This is a genomic window from Empedobacter sp. GD03797 (assembly GCF_029842105.1).
Lineage (GTDB): Bacteria > Bacteroidota > Bacteroidia > Flavobacteriales > Weeksellaceae > Empedobacter > Empedobacter falsenii_C.
The window spans coordinates 41,070-55,601 of the sequence record NZ_JAOCFS010000015.1; the positions used below are offsets into that span (position 1 = coordinate 41,070).

12 protein-coding genes are annotated in these 14,532 nt (G+C 33.4%); 8 read left to right on the forward strand and 4 right to left on the reverse strand.

Annotated features, from left to right (window positions below; all coding sequences use genetic code 11):
* Window positions 1-4: 4 nt before the first annotated feature.
* From N5D90_RS10745 to miaB, 4 genes are all read right to left on the reverse strand, one after another.
* Window positions 5-1,216: a tetratricopeptide repeat protein gene (locus tag N5D90_RS10745; RefSeq protein ID WP_219034382.1), complete on the reverse strand. Its 1,212-nt coding sequence runs from the start codon at window positions 1,214-1,216 to the stop codon at window positions 5-7.
* Between the two features lie 23 nt (window positions 1,217-1,239).
* Window positions 1,240-1,749, reverse strand: coding sequence for an LptE family protein (locus N5D90_RS10750; RefSeq protein WP_115001709.1), 510 nt, complete (start codon window positions 1,747-1,749; stop codon window positions 1,240-1,242).
* A gap of 1 nt (window position 1,750) precedes the next feature.
* Window positions 1,751-3,022: a sigma-54-dependent Fis family transcriptional regulator gene (locus N5D90_RS10755; RefSeq protein ID WP_115001707.1), complete on the reverse strand. Its 1,272-nt coding sequence runs from the start codon at window positions 3,020-3,022 to the stop codon at window positions 1,751-1,753.
* Window positions 3,023-3,124: 102 nt separating this feature from the next.
* Complete coding sequence (miaB, locus tag N5D90_RS10760; protein ID WP_280062433.1) at window positions 3,125-4,570, reverse strand: tRNA (N6-isopentenyl adenosine(37)-C2)-methylthiotransferase MiaB; 1,446 nt, start codon at window positions 4,568-4,570, stop codon at window positions 3,125-3,127.
* A 119-nt stretch (window positions 4,571-4,689) separates the two neighbouring features.
* On the opposite strand from miaB, the gene N5D90_RS10765 reads away from it, so the two are divergent.
* The 8 genes from N5D90_RS10765 (at window position 4,690) to N5D90_RS10800 (ending at window position 14,514) form a co-directional block, all read left to right on the forward strand.
* Window positions 4,690-5,484 carry a hypothetical protein gene (locus tag N5D90_RS10765; protein WP_115001703.1) on the forward strand — a complete coding sequence of 265 codons (795 nt, stop codon included), beginning with the start codon at window positions 4,690-4,692 and terminating at the stop codon, window positions 5,482-5,484.
* Between the two features lie 85 nt (window positions 5,485-5,569).
* Window positions 5,570-8,104, forward strand: a complete 2,535-nt coding sequence (gene topA, locus N5D90_RS10770) for a type I DNA topoisomerase (protein WP_280062434.1) — start codon at window positions 5,570-5,572, stop codon at window positions 8,102-8,104.
* A complete protein-coding gene (locus tag N5D90_RS10775) occupies window positions 8,104-9,255 on the forward strand; it encodes a hypothetical protein (protein WP_280062435.1) in 1,152 nt (383 codons plus the stop codon). Before topA ends, N5D90_RS10775 begins: the two co-directional genes overlap by 1 nt.
* 108 nt (window positions 9,256-9,363) lie before the next feature.
* The gene (gene gldK, locus N5D90_RS10780) at window positions 9,364-10,803 is read left to right on the forward strand and encodes a gliding motility lipoprotein GldK (RefSeq protein ID WP_038332926.1); all 1,440 of its coding nucleotides are present in this window, start codon (window positions 9,364-9,366) and stop codon (window positions 10,801-10,803) included.
* A gap of 35 nt (window positions 10,804-10,838) precedes the next feature.
* Window positions 10,839-11,510, forward strand: a complete 672-nt coding sequence (gene gldL, locus N5D90_RS10785; RefSeq protein ID WP_038332928.1) for a gliding motility protein GldL — start codon at window positions 10,839-10,841, stop codon at window positions 11,508-11,510.
* A 49-nt stretch (window positions 11,511-11,559) separates the two neighbouring features.
* A complete protein-coding gene (locus N5D90_RS10790; protein ID WP_280062436.1) occupies window positions 11,560-13,128 on the forward strand; it encodes a GldM family protein in 1,569 nt (522 codons plus the stop codon).
* Between the two features lie 23 nt (window positions 13,129-13,151).
* Complete coding sequence (gldN, locus tag N5D90_RS10795; RefSeq protein WP_038332933.1) at window positions 13,152-14,054, forward strand: gliding motility protein GldN; 903 nt, start codon at window positions 13,152-13,154, stop codon at window positions 14,052-14,054.
* Between the two features lie 76 nt (window positions 14,055-14,130).
* Window positions 14,131-14,514, forward strand: coding sequence for a hypothetical protein (locus N5D90_RS10800; RefSeq protein WP_115001695.1), 384 nt, complete (start codon window positions 14,131-14,133; stop codon window positions 14,512-14,514).
* Window positions 14,515-14,532 lie beyond the last annotated feature (18 nt).

A 14,532-nucleotide genomic window follows, 5' to 3' on the forward strand; every position in this document is an offset into this window, starting at 1 on the left:
TTTATTATTTAGAGTTTTTTAAATTTTCAATTTCTTTAATTCGATTTGCAAATAAACTATTTTTTTCTGGATATTTCAAAATTAATATCTTATAAGCTTTAATTGCCTTATCATATTTTTTTTGCTCAATATAAATTTGAGCCAAAGTTTCGGTCATCAAATCCGAATATTCTTCCGTATTCTGAACGAAATTTGATGGTGTGTTGACTGGTGTAATATCCGTTTTTTTCATCGGAACGATTTTCGGATTTTTTTCCAAAAAGTCATCAATCAACTTGTATTTTATTTCTCTTTCTGCAATTTCTTGCTCTTCCTCAATCTCTTGTTGAGTTTTTGATTGAGAAGGAACTTTCTTCAACCAATCCGAAAAAGAGAACGTCGAATCATCCGAATTATTTTCAATGATTTCTACTTTTTCTTCAATCGTTTCAGGTTCAGATTCTTCAATTACCTCCGCATTTTCAGACAATCCTTCTATAATTTCTTCTTCCTGATTATCTTCAATTGTTTCAATTACCTGCTGAGGTTCAGATTCAATAATTTCAATTCCAGAAGTTTGTTGAACAGCATTTTCGATATCATTCTCAGAAGTTAAATTTTCTTCTTTCGAATTATTTTCTACCACAACTTTATTCGTGATTTCAGCAACTTCGTTCAATTCTTCATCCGAAATAATATCAACAACATGATCTGTTCTCAATTCAGATTCTTCTGTATCATTTTCGATCATTTCGTCTACAATATCTTCATTGATTTCTTCTGAATTAGTTTCAGAAACAACTTCAATTTCTTGGTTTAATTCTTCTTCTTTTTCTTCAATGATTTCATCAATAACTTCAACTGTTTCGTTATTGTTTTCGATGATTTCAGAAGTAGAATTTTCTAAAATTGGTTCAGAAATAATTTCGTTTTCAACTAATTCTTCCATTATTTCTTCTTCCATTTCAGGAGAAATAGTTTCAGTTTTTGTTTGAATTTCTTTTTGAATTGGTTCTGAATTGATGTAATGATACAAATCGACACGATTGCTACTGTGAATTGAAGTTTTGTTCAAATAATCCTCAAAAGAAGGATGATTTTCCTTTTTTAAACCATAAAGTAATAAAGCGCGCAATGTGTAGAAATACGGATATTTTTCTACCTCTTTTTTAAGAAGTGGAATGTCCGATTTCTCAACTTCGTACGGATGTGCTACTAAATATTCAATTCTGGTCATTGCTCAAATATAAGGTTATTTTTTTACCAATCCATCGCAATAGACGCAAAAACTTGGTCGCGAATATCATCAATAATTAATGGAACAATTGACGATTCTACAGCGCTTAACATTGCATTTCCGTCATATAATTGGAAAGCAGAAAATGTTCTGTCATAACTTTTTGATTCGTCTTTATTGTTGATATATCGAACTTTTACATAAATCGTCAAACGGTTTTTTGCTGCAATATCATTTGATTGAATAGCTTCTGGAACAACATCATATCCCGTAATTTCACCTTCGATAATTAAGTCAGAATTTTCGTTAGAATTTAACTTCAACTTCGTTCTACTTCTAAAAATATCTTGAATTGCAATCGTTAAATCTTGACTTAAAGTAGGATTTTGTTGAGGTGCGTAATTCGGGAAAGTTGCCACATAAATTGTGTTCCAATCTGGTTGAATTGCAGCTCCCGAAAGTGAATATTTTATACATCCTGTTAAACTAAAAATAGCAAAAATACTAAGAATGAATAGTTTTATTTTGTTCATATTACAAATGATATTGTTTGATTTTTCGGTACAATGTACGCTCAGAAATTCCCAATTCGTCAGCCGCCATTTTACGTTTTCCTTTGTGTTTTTCTAACGCCAATTTTATCATTTCTTTTTCGTTGTCTTGCAACGAAAGTGACTCTGGTTCTTCGATTGGACTTACATCATAAACATCGTTCGAATAATCGTATTGCGGTTGTTGATAACTTGGTGTGATTGGAGCAGATTTCGTTGGAACCAAATTATATTGACTTGGTACAAAATCTTCTTCTGGTTCGTTTTGATCTTGATAAACACGCTGAATCAATTCTTGCGTATTGCCATTAAAATCTTCTACATCTTTGTGTTTGATCAAATCTAATGTTAAAGCACGCAAATCGTTCAAATCTTTTTTCATGTCCAATAAAACCTTGAACAATAATTCACGTTCCATAAAATCAGAAGAACTTCCATCTTTCGATTTATTTGTAACCATTAACATTGTTGAATTATTAGGTAATAATTCCATGATTTTTTCTAAGGAAATCACACGGTCTTTTTCAACAACAGAAACTTGTTCAGCAAAATTTCTCAATTGACGAACATTTCCTGGCCAAGGATAATTTGCAATATAGTTTTGTGCTTCTGGAGAAAGCTCAATATGAGGCATTCGATATTTATTTGCAAAATCTGAAGCAAATTTTCGGAACAATAAATTAATATCTTCTTTACGCTCACGCAAAGCTGGAATATCAATTTGAACTGTATTTAATCGATAATATAAATCTTCACGAAATTTACCTTTTTCAACAGCTTCTAATAATTTTACATTCGTTGCAGCAACAACACGAACATTTGTTTTTTGAAGTTCTGAAGAACCAACTTTCATAAATTCGCCCGACTCCAAAATGCGTAATAAACGCACTTGTGTTGCTAAAGGTAATTCACCAACTTCATCTAAGAAAATTGTTCCGCCATCCGCTACTTCAAAATAACCTTTACGTGTTTGTGTTGCACCTGTAAAAGCACCTTTTTCGTGTCCAAATAATTCAGAATCTATTGTTCCTTCTGGAATCGCACCACAGTTCACCGCAATATAATTGTTGTGTTTGCGTGCTGATTGATTATGAATAATTTTCGGAATAAATTCTTTACCAACACCACTTTCTCCGATAACAAGAACAGAAATGTCGGTAGGTGCAACCTGAATTGCCTTTTCTAAAGCGCGATTCAAGGCTACATTATTTCCAATGATTCCAAAACGTTGTTTGATAGTTTGTAAAGAATCCATTTTTTAATTTTTTAGGTTTTTGAAATTGAAATTTTCAATCTCATCAGTTTTTTGATTTGAAAAATGATACTGAAATCAGTTCAGTATAACAAGTTGAAAAAATTAATCTTCAATCATTTCACCAATCAAAGTAGCTGTTGTACAGCTATTTGCTTTTACGTTTACAAAATCACCAACTTTAGTTCCTTCCACTTTTGGGAAAACTAAAACTGCATTTTGTGTATTACGTCCGTACCAGAAATTTTCGTCACGTTTAGAGTTACCTTCAATCAAAACTTCATGAGTTTTTCCAACATAACTATTCATACGCTCTGCAGAATGTTTTTGTTGCATTTCGATGATTTCTTGTAAACGACGTTTTTTATCTTCTGGTAAAACGTCATCAGGCATTTTTTTGTGCGCTGGTGTTCCAGGACGCTCAGAATAAGCGAACATATAACCGAAATCATATTTCACATATTCCATTAACGATAATGTATCTTTGTGTTCTTCTTCTGTTTCGCCACAGAAACCTGCAATCATATCGTGAGATAAAGCACAATCTGGAACGATACGACGAATTTTATCAATTAATTCGAAATATTCTTCACGAGTATGTTGACGATTCATACGCTCTAAAACAGTCGTAGAACCCGATTGAACAGGTAAGTGAATGTATTTACAAATATTTTTGTGTTTCGCCATCATTTGTAATACGCCTTCTTCCATATCTTGTGGATTAGAAGTTGAAAAACGTAAACGAATATTAGGAAATTGCGTAGCAACCATGTCTAATAATTGCGCAAAATCTACAGCAGTTGCTTTCTGAATATCAGTTGCATTTTTGAAATCCTTTTTTGGTCCTCCACCGTACCATAAATATGAATCGACATTTTGACCTAAAAGTGTAATTTCTTTATAACCAGATTCTGCTAATTCTTTACATTCATTCAAAATTGAATGCGGATCACGAGAACGCTCACGACCACGTGTAAAAGGAACGACACAGAACGTACACATGTTATCACAACCACGAGTAATGGTAACAAAAGCTGTAACGCCATTTCCTCCTAAACGAACAGGAGAAATTTCTGCGTAAGTTTCTTCTTTTGATAATTGTACATTTACCGCATCACGACCATCTTCTACATCGTTGATTAAGTTTGGTAAATCGCGGTAAGCATCAGGTCCAACAACGATATCAACTAAATGTTCTTCTTCTAAGAATTTATGTTTCAAACGTTCAGCCATACAACCTAAAACACCAATTTTAAGACTTGGATTTTGTTTTTTGATCGCGTTTAATGTTCCTAAACGTTTACGAACTGTTTGTTCCGCTTTTTCACGAATAGAACAAGTATTTAAAAGAATTAAATCTGCTTCGTCAACTTTTTGAGTGGTTTGGTAACCTTCGTTATTTAGAATAGATGCAACAATTTCACTATCCGAGAAATTCATTTGACATCCGTAACTTTCTAAGAATAATTTCTTTGTTGCATTACGAGTAGGAGCAGTCATCAAAGCCTCTCCTTGTCTTGCTTCATCTATATGTTTTTCTTCTGTATGCATTCTAAAATGGATATTTTATCGTGCAAAAATAATAAAACTATGTGACATATTGGCAGTAAAATTTTCTTTTGCATTTTATTAACATTTTGTAGATTTGAGGAAATCTAAAAAAGTAAACTATGGATAATTATGTAAAACAACGTGTAGAAGAAATCAAACAACAAGGTTTTAAAGTTGAGACTGGCGCCTTGTTTAGTCGTGCTTGGGAAATATTTTCGGGTATAGCAGCTTATTCTATTGTAGCGTTGTTATTGTATGGTGTAGTTGTTTTGATAATGTCTTTTGTTTCGCAACTTATTTATGCTCCAGCTGCAGTGGCTATTTCTGATGTTAATGATTTAGAAGATTATTATATCGAAACTTTTACAGCACCATTGTTCTTCGTATCTAATTTAGTGAGTATTGTAGTTTATGCGGCGGCGGCTCCAATATTATTTAGTATTGTGACAATGGCTCGTAAATTTGAAAAAAGTGAAACAGTAGGAATGAATGATATTTTTGAACATTATTCTAATGGTAATTTCATGAATATATTTTTGACTTATTTAGTAATTCAAATAGTAGCAAGTATAGGATTCGTTTTATGTTTAATTCCAGGGCTTGTTTTTCAACTGGCAACTGTATTATCAGTTCCGTTTGTCTTGTTTGCAAAGGCAACAGTAGGGGAAGCTATTACTTCAAGTATTAGTGTTTCTTTCAAAAATTTTGGAAGTATTTTTGTCTTCGGATTATTAACATTTTGCGTAATTGTTTTGGGATTTTTAGCTTGTGTCGTTGGATTGGTTGTTGCAATACCACTAGTTTATATTGCATTGTATTGCCTATATAAAGAAGTTATTGGCTTTGACGACGAACAATCAGAAATAGACCAAATCGGAACAGATATTTACAAGGATAATCCTTACATGAAATAGATAAAAATACGGAGCAGTTGAAAATCATTTTTGGCTGCTTCATTTTTTTGTTATTAATTTTGCAGAAATTTTTTAAGAAAACAATATGTCTAAAAATCTCGTTATTGTTGAGTCCCCAGCAAAAGCTAAAACCATTCAAGGTTTTTTAGGTGATGATTTTATCGTGGAATCAAGTTTTGGTCACGTGGTCGATTTACCAAAGAAAGGAATGGGAATCGAAATCGAGAATCATTATAAGCCAATATACGAAGTGACACCTGATAAAAAGGAAGTTGTAAGTAAACTAAAAAAATTGTCTTCGAAAGCCCAAACAATTTGGTTAGCATCCGATGAGGACCGCGAAGGAGAAGCAATTTCTTGGCATTTGTATCACGTTCTTGGATTAGAAAAAAAGGATACAAAACGTATTGTTTTTAATGAAATTACGAAAAAAGCGATTCAACGTGCGGTAGAAAATCCACGTCAGATTGATGAAAATTTGGTTGATGCGCAACAAGCTCGTCGTGTTTTGGATAGATTAGTTGGTTTCGAAATGTCGCCAATTTTATGGAAGAAAATCAAACCAGGTTTATCTGCAGGTCGTGTTCAATCAGTTTCTGTTCGATTAATTGTTGAACGTGAAAAAGAAATTCAAAATTTTGTTCCAGTTTCATCATATAAATTCATTGCAATTTTCGAAACGAATGAAGGAAGAACATTAAAAGCAGTTTTAACAAAAGAATTTTCAACGTTAAAAGAAGCCGAAGATTTCTTAGAAACGTGTGTTGGAGCAGATTTTAAAGTAAATGATTTACAAAAGAAACCTGCAAAACGTACACCTTCTGCGCCGTTTACAACATCAACTTTGCAACAAGAAGCATCTCGCAAATTAGGTTTTTCAGTTTCGAGAACGATGCGTGTTGCACAACAATTATACGAATCTGGACATATTACATATATGAGAACGGATAGTGTGAATTTGTCTGATGACGCTTTAACAGCGGTAAAAGCTGAGATAGAATCTGCTTACGGAAACAAATATGTTGAGATAAGAAAATACAAAAATAAAAATTCATCTGCACAAGAAGCGCACGAGGCGATTCGTCCAACGCATTTCGAAAATCATTCGATTAATGCAGACGATTCAATGCGTAAATTGTACGAATTAATTTGGAAACGTACAGTTGCTTCGCAAATGTCAAATGCTGAACTGGAGCGAACTATCATTGATATTGATAACAACAAAAACAACTTTATTTTTCAAGCGAAAGGAGAAATAATTGTGTTTGATGGTTTCTTAAAAGTATACCAAGAATCGTTTGACGACGAAGATGCAGATGATGATAAAGTATTATTGCCAAGTGTAAAAGTAAATGAGCAATTGAAAGCAGATGAAATAAACGGTACTGAACGTTTTTCTCGTCCTGCAGCTCGTTATACAGAGGCATCTTTGGTAAAAAAATTAGAAGAATTAGGAATTGGTCGTCCGTCAACTTATGCGCCAACGATTTCTACAATCCAAAATAGAGGTTATGTGGAAGTTGGTGAATTGGATGGTCAAGAACGAAAATATAATACCTTAACGTTAATCGATAATCAAATCAAAAAAGTACAACAAAAAGAAATTTTTGGTGCTGATCGTCGTAAATTAATGCCAACTGATATCGGAATCGTGGTAAATGATTTCTTGGTTGATTATTTTACGAATGTGATGGATTATGATTTTACGGCGCGTGTCGAAAATAGTTTTGATGATATTGCAGAAGGTAAATTGAATTGGACAAAAATGATTGATGAATTTTACACGAAATTTCATCATGTTGTAGAAGATGTTCAAGAAAATGCAGATCGTGCAACTGGAGAACGCGAATTGGGAATTGATCCTGTTTCGGGTAAAAAAGTGCATGCGCGTATTGGACGTTTTGGACCAATGATTCAGATTGGTGAAGCAGAAGATGAAGAAAAACCTCGTTTTGCAAGTCTACAAAAACATCAATCTATTCATAATATTACCTTAGAAGAGGCAATGAAATTGTTCGAATTACCAAAAACTTTAGGTGAGTATAAAGCGCACGAAGTTGAGGTGAATATTGGACGTTTTGGACCTTATGTGAAATTTGATGATAAATATATTTCGATTCCGAAAGAGGAAGATCCAATGGATTTATCATTTGATCGCGCAGTAGAATTAATTGAAGAAAAATTAAAAGCTGATGCACCGATTGCACAATACGAAGGGTATGATGTAACAAAAGGAAAAGGACGTTTTGGACCATTTATCAAATGGAATGAATGGTTTATTAATGTTCCGAAAAAATACGATTTCGATCATTTATCTCAAGCTGATATTATCGAATTGATTGAAGATAAAAAACGTAAAGAATCTGAACGTGTTGTTCGTGAATGGCCAGAACAGGAAATTCGTTTGGAGAAAGCGCGTTGGGGACGTTATAATTTGATTCAAGGAAAAGTAAAAGTTGAGTTATCGAAAGAGACGAATCCAGAAGCGTTGACTTTGGCTGAGGTTGAAAAATTAATAGAAGCTGCGAAACCTAAAAAGAAAGCAGCGGCTAAAAAAGCGCCAGCAAAAAAGACAACTGCGAAGAAAACGACAACTAAAAAAACAACGACTAAAAAGTAATGTACAAAGACTTTTTAAAACCCGTTTCTGAAGAATTACAAGATTTTGCTAAATCTTGTAATTCTTTTGCGTTAGGACAAACAATAAAATTTCGCGAAGATGTGATCGAAATCGATGAAAAATCGAACGATAAAATCGCGATTATTGGTGTGACAGAATCTCGTTCGAAACAAAAAGATTTGATTGAAGATGTAGATTTTAGCCTTGTTCGTACACAATTGTACGAATTGCAAATGGGAAATTGGTCGATCGATTTGTACGATTTTGGTGATGTTGTTTATTATGATGATAAACACGAAACCGAAAAAGTTTTTAGAGAAGTTACAAACGGATTAATTCGTGATGGATATGTTGTTGTTATTTTGGGAGGGAATCCAAGTTTAGGTTATCAACAATATCGTGCGTATGACGAAATTGTTGATAAAGTTTATTACTTAACAATCGATCATAAATTACGATTAGGTAAAGATGAAGCGCAAACAACAGAAAATAATTATTTAACAAAAATTATTTCGAATGAGCCTTTCAATTTATTGGATTATACGAATATTGGTTTTCAAACATATTTCGTGGCGCAAGAAAAATTAGATTTGTTGGATCAGTTAAATTTTGATGCTGTTCGTTTGGGTGTGATTTCTGAAAATGTAAAAGAAATAGAACCTTATTCTCGAGATGCTAATGCAGCTTTGCTTAATTTATCGAGTTTGCAAGGTTCGGATTTCTCTTCTTCAAAAAATATGACGCCAAATGGATTTACTTCGCGCGAAATTTGTGCGTTGACAAGATATTTAGGTTTCAGCAATAAATTGACTTCACTTTACGTTTGTGATTATATCGAAAATTATAAAAAATTAGATCATCTATTAATTTCGCAGATGATTTGGTATTTTATTGATGGAAAAAATCATCGTCCAGAGATAAAAAGTTTTGATGATACACAATATTTTGAGAAAATTTTTGTTCCTACAGAAGGATACAATTATATTTTTTATCGAAATATATTAACCAATCAATTGTGGATAGAAGTTGATAACACCCTTGATGGAGAGCGAAAATTTGAAATTATTTCATGTTCAGAAAAAGATTATGAACAAGCACTTAATGGTGAAATACCAAATAGGTGGTGGAAATATTTCAAAAAATTTTATTAAAAAATAAAGAACAATTTTAAAAATCAATTAATAAATTGCCTTAATTTGTAGCCTTATTAATTGAGAACTAAAAGTATAAAACCTGTATAAAAATAAATCTATAACAGAATGAATAGAATTTTGGTAAGTGCATTGTTGCTATCTCTTTCTTTATCATCATGTAAAATGTTGAAGAACAGAGGGAGTAGTGATAGAAATGATGGACAAATAGTTTCGAAAACATCTTCGGCTTGGACGCCAGTTCGTCCAAAGGGAATGGTTCCGATTCCGAGTGGATCGTTTGTTTTAGGACAAACCGATTACGATTTTACAAAAACAAATGATGCTCCAGTAAAAACGGTTACTGTTACAGGTTTCTTTATGGATGACACAGAGATTACAAACTCTGAGTATCAGATTTTTGTAAATTACGTAAAAGATTCTATCGCTCGTACTGCTTTGGCAAACAAGGCAGAAACTTTAGGTTTTGATCCAATGAATCCTTCGGCTGACGGAGATGGAATTGGAGCTTATGCTTACGTTTCAGGATCTGCTGATGGAGAAGGAACGCCATATGACGAATATTTAAAAAATAGTAATACAGGTCGTGATGGTCAATCATTAGATGCAAAGAAATTAAATTGGAAACAGCGCTTGGAGTGGGATAAATACAAATATCCAGATGTAGATTATGCTGAGGTTATGGAAGGATTATATTATCCACCAGAAGAGCGTATGAATGGAGAAAGACGTATTGACACGCGTAAATTAAACTACTCTTATGTAACAGTTGACCAAACTGCTGCAGCAAAGAAGAAAGGGACTTTCCGTGTAGATTTTCGTAAAGAATTTAGTTTAAATATCTATCCTGATACAACTGTTTGGGTAAGAGATTTTAACTATTCTTACAACGATCCAATGCACCAAGATTATTTTTGGCACAAAGCTTACGCAAATTATCCTGTTGTAGGTGTTAACTGGAATCAAGCAACTGCTTTTTGTGATTTCCGTACGAGATATCATAACACAGCATTGAATAATAAAAAGAAAAGAGGAAGTCAAGTAAAAGTAATTAGCTACCGTTTACCAACAGAAATTGAGTGGGAATACGCTGCGAAAGGTGGATTAGAAAATGCACCTTATCCTTGGGGAGGTCCATACTTAACTGATGATAGAGGATGTTATTTAGCGAATTTCAAGCCAAAACGTGGAGATTATTTAGAAATCAACGATGGTAAGAAAACAGGTTATATGTATACAGCTCCTGTAAAAACATTCAAAGCGAATGGATACGGATTGTATGATATGGCTGGTAACGTAGCTGAGTGGACAAGCTCTCCTTACAACAGATCATCTTACACAATGTCTTCATCACTTAATCCGTCAATTACAATGTCTGGAGAAGTAAACAGAAGTGTAAGAGGAGGATCTTGGAAAGATGTTGGATACTTATTGATGGTATCATCTCGCGATTGGGAACACAAAGATTCTGCAAGAAGTTTCATCGGATTCCGTACAGTACAATCATTCCCAGAAGGATCAAAAGTAAATTTTAGAAAAACCAAATAACCTATTAAAAAAATAATTTAATAAAAAGCACTCTTATGGCAGTACAAGCTTCAAAACAAGAACGTCTTACAAATTTTTTGTATAATTTCTTTGCCGCAGTAGTAATTATCGGGGCATTATGTAAAATTACACATACGAATATAGGACCAATATCAGCCAATTTAATCTTAACAGTAGGTTTAGTAGCTGAAGCAATCGTCTTCTTATATTCAGCATTCTTCGATAAACCAGAAGGAAGCTACGAATGGGAAAAAGCTTATCCAGAATTATTAAGTGGAGAGCCAGTACAAAGAAAAACTGCTGCTGTTGCAACTGCAGGAAATAATTTAACTGCAGAATTAGACAAAGTATTAGCAGATGCTAAATTAGATAAAGAAGTTTTCGAAAGATTACGTGGTTCTTTAGATAAATTTGGTTCAGCTGTTAACGAATTAAACACAACAACATCTGCTGTCGCTTCAACAGAACAATATAGCAACGAAATTGCGAAAGCATCAACTAACATCAGCCAATTAAACGCTGTATATGCTGAGCAAATCGTAAATAGCCAAAAACAAGTAGAATTAAATAAACAATTTATCGAAGAAATGCAAAAATCTTCAGGTAGTTCAGAGCAATTCTTGAAAGAAATGCAAGAGCTTTCTGCTAACATTAATGCATTAAACAAAGTATACGGAGGTATGCTTTCTGCAATGAAAAACAACTAATCATTGTACGATAAATTAAACTAATTATTCATTAATTCTATAAATTATTATGGCAGGAGGTGGTAGACTAACCGGACGTCAGAAGATGATCAACCTGATGTATCTCGTGTTCATTGCAATGATGGCTTTGAACGTGGATCGTGAGGTGTTGAGATCTTTCGAAACGATAAATACTTCTTTAGAGTCAACAACGACTTTAACGAAAACAAATAACGATACCTTCTATGGTCAAATTGATCTAAAAGCGAAGGACGACCCAACTTATGCAAAAACTCAAGCAGATGCTGCAGAAGTTAAAAAGCAAACAAATGATTTTGTTGCTTATATCGATGGATTGAAAAAAGAATTAGCTGGTGCTGATTTTGTTTCAGGATCAGAAGATACAGATTACAATGCATTGTCTAATACAGAGCCTGTTGTTTCTTTATTTTTTAAAGGAAAAGGAGGTGATAAAGGAAATGAGAAAGCACAAGAGTTTACAAACAAAATTGATGGTTTCAGAAATTTCTTAATGACTTTCGCTAAGCAAAGTCCAGATGCTAAAAATGCTGAAGCTCGTATCAACGAATTTTTTGGAACAACTCCAAAAACGAAAAATCAAAGCTGGATGCAAGAGAAATTCTATGATCAACCAATGGTTGCCTCATTAACGAATTTATCTAAAATGCAAATGGATGCACGTACAGAAGAAGGTAACTTAGTAAGAGCGTTATTATCTGGTAAATTAGAAGAAAAAATCGAGTTGGATGCTTTCCAAGGTTTATTCTTATCGCCAGGTGTTGTGAAAGTTGGTGATGAAGCTGTTCTTAATGTAGTTTTAGGAGCTTACGATAATTCAATCAAAGGTTCTGTTTCTACAAGTGTTGGTTCTGCAGCTGTTGTTGATGGTAAAGCATCTATTAAGTTGAATACATCATCAGTTGGTATGCACCAATTAACAGGTAACATCACATATGTGTCTAATGGACAAACGAAAACGGTAGCGATTGCACCATCAACTTACCAAGTTGTAGCGCAAACATCGGATGTTAAGTTTAAAGAAGTTATTCAGAATGATCCAACAGGAGGTTCTATTGTTGCAGATAATTTACGTGTAGTTTACCGTGGAGTAACTAACCCTATTTCTGCTACAATTAACGGAGCGAATGGACCAGTTAGTTTGAGCGCTTCTTCTGGAAGTCCTTCTTCTGCTGGAGCTAATAAATGGAATTATACTCCTGGAGGAGGAAGCGAAGTAGTGTTTACTGCATCTGCGAGAGCAAGCTCAGGAAAAACATTGTCAGTAAAAGAAACGTTCCGTATCAAACCAGTTCCACCAGCACGTGGTGTAATCTTAGGAAATACAAGTCCAGCTATTCCAGATAATGGAATTGCAGCACAAACAATTCGCGTAGATTGGCCAGATTTCTTATTCCCAATTTCGGGTGAAGTAACATCTTTCAATGTAAAAGTTCCTGGTCAGGCAACGGCTCGTGTTTCTGGAAATAAAATGTCAGGAGCGGCTGGAGTTATTTCGAAAGCGAAAAAAGGTGATATTATTGGTGTGTTCGATATTAAATATCGTACAAATTCTGGAGCAACTGGAGAAGCATCATCTATCGCAATTCAAGTACAATAATTTAAAAAGTAAAAATTTAAAATATGAAGTATCTTTTGTTTGGTTTAATGAGTTTTTTCTCAACTCTTACAATGGCGCAAAATGTTCTTAATGCTGTTTCGCCAGAACAGTTAAGAAAAGACCGCGAAAATAAAACAAGAGTTGATGAAGCTGGAGATACAGTAAGTACGGCTCAAGATCCTATGAAATATGGCTTTATCGAAGATAAAGATGTTTTATGGTCGAAAGTTGTATGGGAAGTAATTGATTTGAATGAGCGTCTAAATCAACCTTATTATAGATCTGGTGATGAGTTAGTGCAAAATTCTAAATCATTATACGATGTATTGGTTGACGGAGTTCGTAGCAAAAAGATTAGAGAAGTTTACGACGATGAGTACTTTCAAACTAAAATGAGTTATGAGCAAATTATGGCTCGTAATGAGAAGAAAGATACACAACAGTATTACTACGATATGAAAGCTGCTGGAGAAACTCCTGACGAAGCTGCTATTTTTAATTATAAAATTAAATCTGACGATATCAAAATGGTAAAAACGAAAGGTCTATGGTACATCGACCGTCGTTTAGGAGAATTAAAATATCGTTTGTTAGGTTTAGCAATTATGGGACCTGATGCGCAATCGTTAGGAACAGAGTTTGCTGACGGAGCTTTCGTAGATTTGTTCTGGATTTGGTATCCAGATGCTCGTAATGTTTTGGTGAATGCAACGGTATTCAATCCAAGTAATTCAAATTCGGCAATTACATATGATGAGATGTTAAATGCACGTAGATTTAGTTCTATTATTTACAAAGCTCAAACAATGTATGGAACGAAAATGATTGATGATTACATTCCAAATGATGCGAAAGGTCAATTAGAAGAACATCACAAAATTAGAAATTCTATCATTCAGTCAGAAGCTGATATGTGGAATTACTAATCAGAATACAAAACAAAGAATCCAGTCATTTGACTGGATTTTTTGTTTAAACTTTAGTTCAAATTAAATAAAAGCCATGAAAAATATTTTATTATTATCATTACTAATAATATCAATTAATAGTTTTGGACAACAAAAAGTTTTAACGAACTCTATTAAAAAAACAACAACAAAATTAGATGAAAGCTCAGATAGAAAAACTTTAAAAGAGTTTGTAGAGAGCATTTACATTAATTCATTAAATACTTTTGAAGGAGAGAAACTATTGATAAACACTGATGAGCTTAGTGTGCAGATAAAAAGAAACTCTGGTAAATTTGAATCGATGAAATTGAAAGATTTGAATGATATTTCTGTAGGTCAATTAAAATCTTTTGAGTATAAAAAAGATAAAACAATCGAAGCTCTTTACGGAAGAAGAGGCGAATTATTTGGAATGGTTATGATAGAATTAAAATAAATAAAATCCAGTCATTTG

Excerpts from the sequence above, each read along its gene's own strand:
- gldN (WP_038332933.1), top strand. The coding sequence starts at position 13,152 with ATGAAGTATCTTTTGTTTGGTTTAATGAGTTTTTTCTCAACTCTTACA.
- miaB (WP_280062433.1), bottom strand. The coding sequence starts at position 4,570 with ATGCATACAGAAGAAAAACATATAGATGAAGCAAGACAAGGAGAGGCT.
- N5D90_RS10790 (WP_280062436.1), top strand. The coding sequence starts at position 11,560 with ATGGCAGGAGGTGGTAGACTAACCGGACGTCAGAAGATGATCAACCTG.
- gldL (WP_038332928.1), top strand. The coding sequence starts at position 10,839 with ATGGCAGTACAAGCTTCAAAACAAGAACGTCTTACAAATTTTTTGTAT.
- N5D90_RS10745 (WP_219034382.1), bottom strand. The coding sequence starts at position 1,216 with ATGACCAGAATTGAATATTTAGTAGCACATCCGTACGAAGTTGAGAAA.
- gldK (WP_038332926.1), top strand. The coding sequence starts at position 9,364 with ATGAATAGAATTTTGGTAAGTGCATTGTTGCTATCTCTTTCTTTATCA.
- N5D90_RS10755 (WP_115001707.1), bottom strand. The coding sequence starts at position 3,022 with ATGGATTCTTTACAAACTATCAAACAACGTTTTGGAATCATTGGAAAT.
- N5D90_RS10750 (WP_115001709.1), bottom strand. The coding sequence starts at position 1,749 with ATGAACAAAATAAAACTATTCATTCTTAGTATTTTTGCTATTTTTAGT.
- N5D90_RS10800 (WP_115001695.1), top strand. The coding sequence starts at position 14,131 with ATGAAAAATATTTTATTATTATCATTACTAATAATATCAATTAATAGT.
- N5D90_RS10775 (WP_280062435.1), top strand. The coding sequence starts at position 8,104 with ATGTACAAAGACTTTTTAAAACCCGTTTCTGAAGAATTACAAGATTTT.
- N5D90_RS10765 (WP_115001703.1), top strand. The coding sequence starts at position 4,690 with ATGGATAATTATGTAAAACAACGTGTAGAAGAAATCAAACAACAAGGT.
- topA (WP_280062434.1), top strand. The coding sequence starts at position 5,570 with ATGTCTAAAAATCTCGTTATTGTTGAGTCCCCAGCAAAAGCTAAAACC.